We start from the raw sequence: 13,065 nt of genomic DNA on the forward strand, positions 1-13,065 counted from the left end.
TTCCCATTGGGGCACCTGGATGTCCTGATTTTGCTTTTTGTACTGCATCCATACTTAAAAAGCGGATCGCATTCGCACGTTCTCTTCTTGTAGGCATAAATTCACCCCTATATTCTTTGTTAAAATTAAAGTTTTACGAGAAGCATTGCTTCTAATTTCTCAATATCTGCAGCAAATTTACGGATACCTTCAGCTAATTTTTCCACGGCCATTGCATCCATATTATGTTGCCAATAGAATTCCGCTTCTGTCATTGCTGCTGGGCGAGGTAACACTTCACCTTGATAATCAAGTTTACGTGGTAATTCTTCATGACTCTCTTGTAATTCTTTTAATAATGCAGGAGAAATAGTTAAACGGTCACAACCTGCTAATTCAGTAATTTCTCCAATATTACGGAAGCTCGCTCCCATCACTACTGTTTTATAACCATATTGTTTGTAATAGTTATAGATTTTCGTCACAGAAATTACGCCTGGATCTTCACTTGGTGCAAACTCTTTTTTATCCCTATTCGCTTTATACCAGTCTAAAATACGACCAACAAATGGCGAAATTAAGTACACACCAGCTTCCGCACATGCCCGCGCTTGTGCTTCAGAGAATAACAACGTTAAGTTACAGTTAATTCCTTCTTTTTCCAGAATCTCCGCTGCACGAATACCTTGCCATGTTGACGCAATTTTAATCAAAATACGATCATTACTGATACCTGCTTCGTTATAAAGCGAAATAAGCTTACGTGCTTTTTCTACTGTTGCTTGTGTATCATAAGAAAGACGTGCATCTACTTCAGTTGAAATACGTCCTGGGACAATTTTCAAAATTTCTAAGCCAATATTTACTGCTAATTTATCTTCTGCATCAATCAGTTGTTGAGCTTTATCTGCACTTTTACTTTTCGCATAAGCCACCGCTTCATCAATTAATGAAGCATATTGTGGTAATTGAGAAGCGCTTAATACAAGTGATGGATTAGTTGTGGCATCTTCTGGTTGGTAGTTTTTGATTGCTTCGATATCACCAGTATCTGCTACAACCACAGTTAATTTTCTTAATACATCTAATTGATTTACCATTTCTATTTCTCCTGAATATTGATTATAAAATTCTTTATCAAAGTTGTTCTTGCATTTTCTGATATACAATATCAACAATATCCTTCCCAAAAATAATTTGATATTGATTAGTAATAGAGAATAAACCTTTTACTAATTCTAATTTTTCTATTTTATTTTTATCTATATTTTCTGGATTATTTAATACAACTCTGATTCTTGTTGCACAATGTGTTAAAGCAATAATATTTTTCTTGCCACCTAAATATTCAATTAATTTAGTAGCAATTTCATAAAATTCATTATTGTCATCTTTATTATTAGTTAACGACTTTAATGCACCTTTTATTAAATCAACAAAATTTTCCGCATTCCAAGCACTTCTACCAACAAATAATCCATCAATATGTTTTTTATTAATCAATTTATTCGCATTATCGGGATTAACACTTCCACCATATAGTACAGGAATATCTAATCCTTCTTTACCAAACATTTCATACAGACATTGCTTAATAACAGCATGTTTTTCTTCTGCATATTCTGCAGAAGCAGGAATACCATGTTCGCCAATAGCCCAAACAGGTTCATAAGCTACTCTAACAAGTGATATTTGTTCTTTAGTGACCCCATTTAAACCGATCTTAAGTTGTGACATTAACACTTCATCAGAAATACCAAATTCTTTTTGTTCTAATGTTTCACCAATACACAACAAAGTAATAAATTTATGCTTTAATGCTGAAAGCACTTTTTTATTTTCTTCTTCATCCGTTTCTCTAAAAATATGACGTCGTTCAGAATGCCCTATCATTACTAATTGAACGTCTAGCTCCTTTAGCATTAATGGCGATATTTCTCCAGTAAACTGTCCAGAATCAGCATGACACATATTCTGTGCACCAATAACAATCGAATTATTTAACTCATCTTTTACTAATCTAGTCGCATCACTTAATGTTGTATATGATGGTATTACGAATAATTCTGTACTATTAGACTTAACATCCTTTTGATATAAATCCCCTAATTTTGACAAATAATGAATAACATCTTTGTTCCCTTTATACATTTTAAGATTAGTACCAAAATAAATTTTACTTTTCATTTATTTATTCCTTAATATTTTTTACTAATACCCTACAAGGAGAACCATCAGCATTTTCAATAGCTATTGGTACCATTACAGCATATACTTTATTACTAGTAATACTTTTTGTATTACAAATATACTCTACTAGAGTTACTCCTTTAGATAATAAATGATAATGCGTTGTATGTTTTTCTAATGGTTTATCAATCTTATTTTCTACCCAAAATCTAATTGGATAATCCTGAGGAAAATCAAATGCTACAATAGTAATATTTTTATTTTTCATAAATATTACAGCATCTTCTGTTAAATAAGGTGATTTAGTCCAAAACTCTTTTGAGTTATAACTATAAAAAGTATCCCAATGTGTTTTAAAAATAACTTTATCTGGATTACTTTTTGGCCAAATACTTTTTAATAATTCCGCCGTAATCGCAAAGTTTTCCATAATATATTTTGCAAGATCTAAAATATAAAATTCACCAATATAAGTGTTTGGATTAATATCCAATATATTATATCCACCCTTACTAATATGACTTAATGCATCCATATGGGTAAACGCATGACAAGATACTTGTATTTGTGTAGCTTCAAACAGATCTCCACTATCAAAATTACCTTTTTTCTCAATAACTGTTTTCCAACGCACATGTTTATTTGAGATAGGCATAGATAAGTCAACCCAATCTTTTTCCATAATGAATCTCCCATTTATTCAAAGAATACATTTGGTAAATAAGTACTGAACTCTGGTACCAATATTAAAATTACTAATAACCCTAATAAGGATAATAAATATGGAACACTACTCTTCAAGACTTTTATCGGTTCACACTCAGCAATATTTGCAGATAAATATATTAAATAACCGACTGGAGGGGTTATTAACCCTATCATTAAATTTAAAATAATTACTAAACCAAAATGGATAGGTGAAATACCAAATTGGTTAATAATTGGCATAAACACTGGAACTAATATTGTTAATGCCGCCGTAGGATCCATAATCATTCCAATAAAGAGAACAATTACATTGATTAAAATTAATGCAGATAAAGGAGATGAACAAATTTCTGACACATAACTCGCAACTTGATGGCTAATTTGTAGTCTTGCAATAACCCAAGCAAAGATTGATGACGCACCAACAATTAACATTACAGTTATTGTACCTTTTAAAGATGAAATCAACGCTTTCTTGAGTCTTTCTATACTTAATTCTTTATAAATAAATGTTCCAACTAAATAAGCGTACACTACAGATACGGCACCAGCTTCAGTCGCAGTAAAGATACCAGAAATAATTCCATATAAAATGATAATTGGACAAAATAAAGCCCAAATAGCATCTTTTGAACTCTCCTTAACTTCCTTCCAACTAAAAGATGTTGCTTGATTGCCAAATCCTTTAGCTTTAGAAATCACAAAAGTAACTAGGAGCAGTGTAAGCGCAATTAATAATCCTGGTATAACTCCAGATAAAAACATTTTTCCAACAGAGACACCTGCACCAGCTAATGCAGCAAATACGATCATCGGTACACTTGGTGGAATAATTGGTCCAATGATTGATGCTGATTGTGTTAAAGCAGCAGCAAAAGGCGCTGGATAATTATTCTTTTTCATCTCAGGAATTAATGAACTACCAATTGCAGCTGTTGAGGCAACCGCTGACCCACTAATAGATCCAAAAAATAAACTAGAAAAAATATTAATATACGCTAATGAACCTTTCCACCGTCCAATAAATGATGTCACAAAACGAATAATACGTGTTGTAATTCCACCAACGCTCATCAACTCGCCAGCTAAGAAAAAGAAAGCTAACGCTTGTAAAGCATTGGTATCAATTCCTTGCATCACTTGTTGAGCAACAATAGTTACTGGTACATAAGGTAAATATAAAAATAATGTAACAATCGAGGAAAAAATAATACTATAAAATAATGGTAATCCAAGGACAGTTAAAATAAACATAACTCCCAATAAAACAATAAATGACATTATAATTCCCCCACTACTTTAGTTTTTGCTAATGATATAAAAGCAATAATAATTCTGATAATTTCAAGAGATAAACATAGAATAAATGGAACATAGACCCAAGAAATTGAAATTTTAAATGCAGAATAATAACTATTCAGATTCATACCATATAATTTAATTCCACCTTTAATTAATAAGACTAATGAAATCAACATCACAATATATAATACCGATGATAATAACCATCCATATTTAAATTTCTCAAATATAACTATTCTTAATAGAGGTACTTGTATTTGTGTTGTTGTTAATATTCCAAACAAAATCATATAGGTATAACAGAATCTTAAAAACTCTTCTGCCCAAGGGAATGAAATATTAATAACATATCTAGTAATTACTTGAATAAAAGTCATTACAACAAGAATAAGAAAAAAGAGACATCCTAAAGATAAAAATGTCTTATTAATAAAATTTTCATATTTCTCAATCATAATGTCTCTTCCTCCTTATATAGATAAAGATCAAAATTACATATTATTTAGTTTCAGAAATTTTCTTAATGTCTTGATCACCAAATTTCTTAGCATAGTCATCCCATGCTTTCTTAGCACCTGCTTGGAAAGAAGCTACATCAGGAGATTCTTCAACTTCCATACCTTGTTGTTTTAATTTTTCAAGATAAACTTTATTCTCTTCAACATTTAATTGTTTTTCTAAATCAGCCCCTTCTTTTGCTGCTTTTAACAATATTTCTTGATCCTCTTTATCTAATGAATTAAAACGATCTAGATTCATCGCCATTGGTGCGGCAGTGTAAGCATGATGAGTTAGAGATAAATATTTTTGTACTTCTTGAAGATTATTATTGTAAATATGGTGAATTGGGTTTTCTTGACCATCGATTACTCCAGTTTTTAATGAAAAATACACTTCATTAAATGGCATCGGTGTTGGATTTGCTCCCCACTCCTTAAATGCAGCAATATGAGCTGGATTTGGAGTTGTTCTTAATTTGAGATGTGATAGATCTTTTACTGATTTAACTTGCCTTTTATTATTAGTAATATCTCTAAAGCCAATTTCATAAAAAGCCAATCCTTTTAATCCATATTGTTCGAGAGATGCCAAAAGTTTTTCACCAACTTCACTATTTATAACTTTTTCTACATGTGCTTCATCTCTAAAGAGAAATGGTAAATCTAATAAATTAAGTTGTTCATTAAAAGTTGTGTAATAAGGGTTTCCTACTACAACAATATCAATTGTCCCCATTCTGGTTCCATCAATCTGAGTACCTGAGGCGCCTAACTCACTATTTGGATGTAACTTAATAGTGATTCGTCCTTTAGATAATTCATTAACTCTTTTCGCCATGAATTCTGTTGCTTTAGTCACTGTATCAGTTGGCGAACCATAGTGACTTAACGCTAATTCATATGTTCCTGCAGCAAAAACACCTGAAGAACAAATTACTGACAATACTGTTGCTGAAACAAAATTAAGTTTTTTCATAAGTACACCCTCATCTATGTGTTATTAAATGAACATTTATGTATTTTCTATGAAATATCAGCATCTATGATATTTCTGATCAATTTCATTGATCTTAGCAACTTTAGGTGTAGAACCACCTCCAGCAAAGTCACAGTCTAACCACGTTTTTAATAGTGATTTAGCCAACTCAACACCAATTACCCGTTCCCCAAAACAAATAATTTGTGCATTGTTACTCTTTCTAGCTCTTTCTGCTGAAAAAACATCATGACATACAGCAGCTCTTATACCAGGTATTTTGTTTGCTGTGATACACATACCAATACCTGTACCACAGGTCAAAATAGCACGCTCATATTTTCCTTCAGCAACTGCTAAAGCTACAGCTTCTGCCACATCAGGATATAAAACAACATCTCCTTCTTTAGCGCCAAAATCATCATATTCAATACCTAACGTATCTAGGTATTTCATCAATTCAACTTTTAAGTTATATGCTGCCTCATCACAGCCAATCGCAATTTTCATATGAAATTCTCCTAAAATAATTACACTTTCGTTAAATTTAGAATGGTATTTACATTGTTCGCAGTCGTTGCAATGATATTAATAATGCCTGTTCTCAATGCACCTAATATAGCCATTGCTTTACTACTTTCAGATGCAATACCAATAACACAAGGTATTGCTCTTAAATCTTCTAGGCTTAATCCAATTACTCTATTACTCATCACTGTTTCTACTGGTTCGCCTTGTAAGTTAAAAAAGCCATAACCAGCAATATCTCCAATCACCCCTAAATTCATTTTTGCTTCTGTTACTTCTTGTGGCGTAAACCAACCTAATTGCACCATGTAACTGTTTTCATTCATATCACCAATACCAACTAATGCAATATCAGCTTTTCTAGCCCTATCAAGAGTCTCCTTAATCACACCATTTTTCATAAATACATCTCTAAACTCTTTATTCTCAAGATATGCTGGTGCATATAAAGTCTCATTTATGCCACTAAAATTTCTAGCTAAATTTCTGCACGTATGATCCGCATCTACAGGTTCACCATTTCGCTGAACTCCACCAATACCACAAATAAACTTGCAAGATTTTGCTGGGAAAATACCTACATGCTCTCCAACCGACGCTACATTACGGCCTTGACCTACAGCGATAGTCATACCATCTTTTAAAGTATGTGATAAATATGAACTCACTAAAGCAGCTACCTGTCGTCTTTGTTCATTTTCATTCTGTGCATCTATAGCAATTAACGCTCTATGAATACCAAATTCATCAATTAATCTTTTTTCTAGTTGAGAGGTAAAAATTGGATGGTATTTGACATTAATCTCGACCACTCCTTCCTCTCTTGCTTTTTTTAATAAACGTCCAACTTTTATTCTTGAAATGTTAAATTTCTTTGCAATTTCTTCTTGAGTTAATTCATGCTCATAATATGCAATTGCAATTTCTGTTAATAAATCAATTTCTTTTAAATCCATTTTGTGACCTTATCTCTAGACAATACTATTAATATATTGCTTAGACTCAATTAGAGTTTTTTCAATTACATCAAGATCTACTTTATTAGGTAATCTTTTTGGCGTTGAGTCTAGTTCTCTATATATTCTTAGTGGTATTTCTAAACTACAAGGAATACTATTTTCTCCTAACTGTCGAATAATCTCTTTATAATTAATTATTCCTTTTCCTATAGGTAAGAATTTAAATTTTTCATCTTCGACAATGACATCTTTAATATGAAAATGTTGACAATATTTTATTGCTAGTAAAGATTGTTCTATAACATCTAAATTTTGATTATAAGTTACCATATTTCCCGGATCGAAATTTATAGAATAAACTTCACTATCTAATTCTTTCAATATTTCAAAACCATCATTAAAATCAATAAAAGCATTAAAATTATAATCACCACCATTTTCCAAACATAAAACACAATCATTATCCTCTAACAATGGCTTTAACGATTTTAAATTACTGATTAATTTAGATTTATTTTCCAATTTAGTTGTACAAACATTAATATATTTTGCACCAATTAAATTAGCAAATATGAGGCGAGGAGAGAAAATATCATATAAATTATCTGTTGACAGATCCATTGTACAACCCAAAGCAAATGTATCTAACTTATATTTATTCTTAAGTTGATTAATATAGTCAGCATGTTCTTTACTAAATAAATCTTGATTTAAATTACCGACATAACCTTGATTATAAGCCAATTCAAAATAATTAAACCCGCATTTTTTGATAGAAGAAAATACCGTACCTAAATCATACCCATCATAAATAGAAGTATTAACAGCTAATTTAAAATGATTGTTCATATTTACCTCACCACTTTATATATTTAGATCAAAATTCGATAAAATTTCTTAGCATTCGAAAAGAATAATTTATACTGATCTTCATAATTATAATGTTTCACAGCTTCTTTAAATCCTGTGAATATTGTGTCAAGACTTCCGCATAAACTATCCACTGGGAAATTACTTGCAAACATACAACGTTCTACACCAAAAATTTTTACTGTTTCTTGAATAATCCATTTATTATCATCAATACTCCATTTTTTATCAGGTAATCCAATTCCTGAAATTTTCACAACAACATTTGGTACATCTGATAATTGTTCCATTGATTTATGCCAAGCATTTAAACCTTCTTGTGAACGATCTGATGGCAACCCTGTATGATTCAGAATAATTAATGTTTCTGGAAAATCTTCTGCTAATTGTTTAGCTTCATGTAAATTCCACCAAGGTGTTTGCAAATCAAAATTCAAATTAAATTTCGATAATAATGAATATCCTTGGCGCCATTTATCATCACTCATCAAAGTGCGTATTCCATTTTTTTCCTCCTCTGGGGTTACTGCTCCAGCAGGCTTATGTCGTACACTTCTTACTAACGGAAAAGCAGATTGCCTTGCCAATACTTCTGATATATCTTCATGATGTAACCATGCTTGAGCAACTACCGCATTAGGCATATTGAATTTATCTGCTACAGTATGAATATATTTTGTTTCTCCTATTGGATCTTTTGGATCCCATTCTGCATCTATATATACTGTTGCGACAACATTATGTTTAGATGTAGCGTCTTTTAAATAATCTGGCGGCAAGTACTCTTTCTTAATTGCTGTATAATCACCATATCTAAACGGAATTAATACCCCTGGTGCTAACCAAGGATGTGGGTTAATTTGGGGTTGCCAAAAATGTTGATGCGCATCGATCATCGGGCCATCATATAATTTAGTTTCCATAGTTATAGTCTCCTTTTATTCATTATTTATTATTTCTACTTAGTTGAATGCTCAACGTACCTAAAATATAGATAACAGAGCATCCAGCAAAGAAGAGTAAAACATTATTGTAATCATTAGACATTTGTAAGATATAGCCAACTAAAATAGGAACTGTAATACCACCAATACTTCCAGCCATATTCATAATGCCACCTATAAGCCCTACTTTATTTTTTGGGGCCAATAGTGCTGGAAAACTCCAATACAGACTTCCCCACATTAAGAAAAATGCAGCAATAGATAATGTGATAATTGCAACTACAGGATCATTCATACTAGGTAAACAAGAGAAGGCAATTAAAGTACTAAGACCTGAAACCATTAATACTCCCTTCACTGCTAAACGTTGCGGGATACCTCGTTTAATAAGGGAATCTGAGAAAAAGCCACCACAAAGTGAGCCAATAGATCCGCAAAGAAAAATAATGAATGTTGCATTTCCTACACCTTTAATGTCAAATCCTCTAGCTTGTGCCAAATAGCTAGGTCCCCATGTTAGCAATCCAAAAAACATCATTGCCCACGCAGCACGACCAAATAAAATAGCAATAAGAGAACGTATAGTTACACCTAAACCAACAGAAGTAGTTTCATCAGCTGAATTAGCTGTTAATCGCTCATTATTTTTCTCTTCAAGGATGATATTTAATTCTTTTTCATTAACACTTTTATGTTCTTGTGGGTTATCTCGTAAATACTTCCAAGTCACAATTCCAAGCAAAACAGTAAGTACACCAATAATGCCGAATACAAGCCGCCAAGAACCTAAAATTGCAATCATATATGCAATAATAATTCCACCTAAAGCAGCTCCTAAAGGACCTCCACAATCCATAATAACTGCACCACGACCACGTTCCTTGGATGATAGCCATGTTGCATTCAACTTACCCCCTGCTGGAAATAACGGGGCTTCACCTGCTCCCAGCATAAAACGCGAAAATAATAATGAAATCCCACCTGTAGAAAATGCCGCTAGAGTTTGGAATATACCCCACAATAAAGTAGATCCTGTAATCATCTTACGTGGACCATATTTATCAACTAACCAACCTCCAGGAATTTGCAACAAAGCATAAGCCCAAAAGAAACTGCTTAAAATAATACCTTGCATTGTCGGAGATAAATCAAATTCTTTTGCAATTGTCGGAATTGCGATAGATAATGAGATTCTATCTATCAAATTCACTACCACTAATAAAAAGATTATTCCAAAAACAATCCAACGAACATTTGATGTTTTCTGTTCTGTCATAACGTTTCTCCTTTATACACAAGGTATATTTAAAATTAAGATTTAAAGAAAACTCAAACTAATAAATCATGTTATCTATTCACAAAGTCTGACATATATTTAAGAATTAAAGACATAGATACTGCACCTGGATCAACATGACCTAATGAACGCTCGCCTAAACTCTTCGCTCGTCCAAAAACAGCAACTTGATTACGAGTATTTTCAGCCCCCTGCTCAGCTGCTTTTGCCACACTTAATAATGCGCTATTTAAATCTTCATTAGTCACTTTTTCTGATTGTTTTTCTGCTGCCACTAGAGCATCAATCATTGTTTTATCACCAGGTTTTGCTCCACCTCTAGCAAAAACAGCAGTAGATCCAGCAACTAAAAATTGTGAAAGTACAGTGCTATCAAAGGTTTGTTGGCCAGCAATCGCCTTTCCACCAGCTCTAAATAAAGTACCGAATATCGCACCAGAAGCTCCTCCCATGCTTGACATCATCTTAGTACCAGCAGTTAAAAATAATTCACCAATATCTTTAGGTGAAAAAGCATCACTTGTAAGTAAATCACGAACGGCTGCAAAACCACGTTGCATACCTAATCCATGATCGCCATCACCAATTTTTAAATCTAACTCTGTCAACATTGGTTCACTACTAACCATTTTTTCAGCTGTATATAAAAGCATTTCTCTTGTTTCTGTTAAATTCATGTTATTTTCTCCAAGCAAAACTATCACAAGGCATGTCATATAATTTTTGTAATTCATCATCCAAACGGAAAATAGTTATTGAATAACCAGCCATTTCTTGAGATGTACAATAAGGACCAATTAACACATCATGAATTTGAATATTTCGTGCCGTTAATTCTTGATAAACTTTTCGATAAGCAATTAATAATTCGGTATAAGTTGAACCACCTAGGTTATTAATGGTCACACACACTTTGTCTCCACTATATAATTCAATGTCATTACATAAACGCTCAACCATTTCACCATTAATTTCATCAGCAGTTGTCATTTTTTGTCTTCTAACACCTGGCTCACCATGAATTCCCATACCAAGTTCCAATTCATCATCTGCTAATTCAAAGTTGAATTTCCCTGTTTGGGGAATAGAACAAGCTCCTAGAGCCACCCCTATTGTTCTAGTATTAAAGTTAGCCTTTTTAGTAGCTTCATAAACTTGTTCAAGATCGTAACCCGATTCAACTGCTGCACCTGCAATCTTTAAAACATACATATCACCAGCAACACCACGTCTATCACTCATTTTAGAAATTGGCGCTGCAGAAATATCATCTGTTACACGTACAGTTTTAACTTGAATACCATCTTCTTCTAGTAGTTCTGCTGCAATATCAAAATTCATATTATCGCCAGCATAATTACCATAGACGAACAACACGCCTTTACCTTTTTCTGCGGCTTTTGTGGTTTCAATAATGATGTCAGGTGATGGAGAAGCAAAAATTTCTCCTAATGCAGCAGCATCTGCCAAGCCTTGTCCCACATAACCCGCAAACATAGGTTCATGTCCACTACCACCACCAGTAACAACTACAACCTGATCGTTACGAATATCTTCTCTATATACTCCACTATAACCTTCTACTTTCAATAATTTACCGCCACAAGCATAAAGTAATCCTTCTAACTGCTCTGATGGCACTTCAGTAGGATTATTAAGCAATTTTTTTGGGTTTCTAGCCATAATATGTCTCCAAATTATCTTATTCTGATTCAAGTACACCGTTACCCATACGTACTGCAATATTGAAGGCTGCTTCAAATGCAGTTGGAACAGCAACATTCTTACCATGTAAATCATATGCTGTACCATGATTAGCAGTAGCTATCGGAATAGGAATACCACCTTGAACTGTTACCCCACGTTCAAAGCCAAGTAGCTTAAGTGCAGTAGAAAATTGATCATGATACATAGATACCACACCATTGATGTTTAAACGTTTGACTTCATGCATAGTGGTATCACTTGGGAAAGGGCCATATAACTCAATTCCATATTTCTGACGAGCTTGTTCAATAGCTGGTTTAATGATAGTAATTTCTTCGTTACCGAATACCCCACCTTCTCCGCCATGAGGATTTAAAGCTTGTACAGCAATTTTTGGATGAGTAACTCCTGCACGAATAAGTGATTGATTTAATAAACAGATACAATCAACAACACCTTGAACAGATAAATTAGAAACAATATCTTTGAATGGAATATGAGATGTAACTCGACTTGCCCAAATATCATCAACAACATTTAATTCACATACAAAACCATGGAAATCTGTTTGTTCCGCAAACCAATGCAACTCATCACGATATTGCAAGCCACCTAAATGCATTGCTTGTTTATTTAATGGAGCAAAGCAGATTGACTGAGCATATCCTGCTTGAGCATATTCAACAGCTTTTTTCAATGTTTCTAAAATATACATTCCACTTTGTTTTGTGGCTTTACCATATTCAAATGGTTGTTGGTTTGAACATTTATATGAAATTAAAGCAGGTACCCCTGTTTTATAAGAATATGAAGGTAAGTCAGCTTCTGTGATTTCATCATAAGAAAATTGTTGCTGCGCAATATTCATCCCTTTATGTAATTCATCTTTATCCGCAATAATCAAAACATTGGCTTTCTGCCTTTGTTCTTCTTGAGCTAATAATTTTGCAACTAACTCAGGACCAATACCTGCAGGATCACCTAGAACTAAAGCAATTGTTGGTTTTTGCATAATTTTCCTCTTACATGTGCTAATGTTGTTTAATCCAACTTTGATATAACAAATGTTCACAGTATTAACTTTTGTTAAATTATATTAATAAAA

Annotated in this window: 15 protein-coding genes; all 15 read right to left on the bottom strand. The window is 32.9% G+C overall.

Translation table 11 applies throughout. The features are described from left to right. The coding region (locus ACFFHT_RS05755) for a thiamine pyrophosphate-binding protein (RefSeq protein WP_382374421.1) at nucleotides 1–97 on the bottom strand (97 nt) is incomplete at its 3' end. A gap of 28 nt (nucleotides 98–125) precedes the next feature. Continuing rightward, entirely contained in the window at nucleotides 126–1,079 is a 954-nt protein-coding gene (tal, locus tag ACFFHT_RS05760; protein ID WP_382374326.1) for a transaldolase, read from the bottom strand. Between the two features lie 37 nt (nucleotides 1,080–1,116). Further along, on the bottom strand, nucleotides 1,117–2,166 hold the full coding sequence (locus ACFFHT_RS05765; protein ID WP_382374328.1) for a triose-phosphate isomerase: 1,050 nt from the start codon (nucleotides 2,164–2,166) through the stop codon (nucleotides 1,117–1,119). A gap of 4 nt (nucleotides 2,167–2,170) precedes the next feature. Further along, nucleotides 2,171–2,851, bottom strand: coding sequence for a cyclase family protein (locus tag ACFFHT_RS05770; RefSeq protein ID WP_382374330.1), 681 nt, complete (start codon nucleotides 2,849–2,851; stop codon nucleotides 2,171–2,173). 14 nt (nucleotides 2,852–2,865) lie between these two features. Next, nucleotides 2,866–4,158 carry a TRAP transporter large permease gene (locus ACFFHT_RS05775; RefSeq protein ID WP_382374332.1) on the bottom strand — a complete coding sequence of 431 codons (1,293 nt, stop codon included), beginning with the start codon at nucleotides 4,156–4,158 and terminating at the stop codon, nucleotides 2,866–2,868. Continuing rightward, nucleotides 4,158–4,634 carry a TRAP transporter small permease gene (locus ACFFHT_RS05780; protein WP_382374334.1) on the bottom strand — a complete coding sequence of 159 codons (477 nt, stop codon included), beginning with the start codon at nucleotides 4,632–4,634 and terminating at the stop codon, nucleotides 4,158–4,160. The genes ACFFHT_RS05775 and ACFFHT_RS05780 overlap by 1 nt, the downstream gene beginning before the upstream one ends. 43 nt (nucleotides 4,635–4,677) lie before the next feature. Next, nucleotides 4,678–5,655: a TRAP transporter substrate-binding protein gene (locus tag ACFFHT_RS05785; protein ID WP_382374336.1), complete on the bottom strand. Its 978-nt coding sequence runs from the start codon at nucleotides 5,653–5,655 to the stop codon at nucleotides 4,678–4,680. Between the two features lie 57 nt (nucleotides 5,656–5,712). Next, on the bottom strand, nucleotides 5,713–6,165 hold the full coding sequence (gene rpiB, locus ACFFHT_RS05790) for a ribose 5-phosphate isomerase B (RefSeq protein WP_382374338.1): 453 nt from the start codon (nucleotides 6,163–6,165) through the stop codon (nucleotides 5,713–5,715). 20 nt (nucleotides 6,166–6,185) lie between these two features. Further along, nucleotides 6,186–7,139 (bottom strand): sugar-binding transcriptional regulator, encoded by a 954-nt coding sequence (locus tag ACFFHT_RS05795; RefSeq protein WP_382374340.1) that lies wholly within the window; start codon nucleotides 7,137–7,139, stop codon nucleotides 6,186–6,188. Between the two features lie 15 nt (nucleotides 7,140–7,154). Beyond that, nucleotides 7,155–7,991, bottom strand: coding sequence for a sugar phosphate isomerase/epimerase family protein (locus ACFFHT_RS05800; protein WP_382374342.1), 837 nt, complete (start codon nucleotides 7,989–7,991; stop codon nucleotides 7,155–7,157). 23 nt (nucleotides 7,992–8,014) lie between these two features. Then, nucleotides 8,015–8,935 carry an amidohydrolase family protein gene (locus ACFFHT_RS05805; protein WP_382374343.1) on the bottom strand — a complete coding sequence of 307 codons (921 nt, stop codon included), beginning with the start codon at nucleotides 8,933–8,935 and terminating at the stop codon, nucleotides 8,015–8,017. A gap of 22 nt (nucleotides 8,936–8,957) precedes the next feature. Beyond that, nucleotides 8,958–10,232: an MFS transporter gene (locus ACFFHT_RS05810; protein WP_382374345.1), complete on the bottom strand. Its 1,275-nt coding sequence runs from the start codon at nucleotides 10,230–10,232 to the stop codon at nucleotides 8,958–8,960. Between the two features lie 71 nt (nucleotides 10,233–10,303). Next, nucleotides 10,304–10,930, bottom strand: a complete 627-nt coding sequence (dhaL, locus tag ACFFHT_RS05815) for a dihydroxyacetone kinase subunit DhaL (protein ID WP_382374347.1) — start codon at nucleotides 10,928–10,930, stop codon at nucleotides 10,304–10,306. A 1-nt stretch (nucleotide 10,931) separates the two neighbouring features. Beyond that, entirely contained in the window at nucleotides 10,932–11,936 is a 1,005-nt protein-coding gene (locus ACFFHT_RS05820; RefSeq protein ID WP_382374349.1) for a dihydroxyacetone kinase subunit DhaK, read from the bottom strand. Nucleotides 11,937–11,955: 19 nt separating this feature from the next. Further along, nucleotides 11,956–12,972, bottom strand: a complete 1,017-nt coding sequence (locus ACFFHT_RS05825) for a 4-hydroxythreonine-4-phosphate dehydrogenase PdxA (RefSeq protein ID WP_382374351.1) — start codon at nucleotides 12,970–12,972, stop codon at nucleotides 11,956–11,958. Nucleotides 12,973–13,065 lie beyond the last annotated feature (93 nt).

Source organism: Gallibacterium melopsittaci, assembly GCF_042433085.1.
Lineage (GTDB): Bacteria > Pseudomonadota > Gammaproteobacteria > Enterobacterales > Pasteurellaceae > Gallibacterium > Gallibacterium melopsittaci.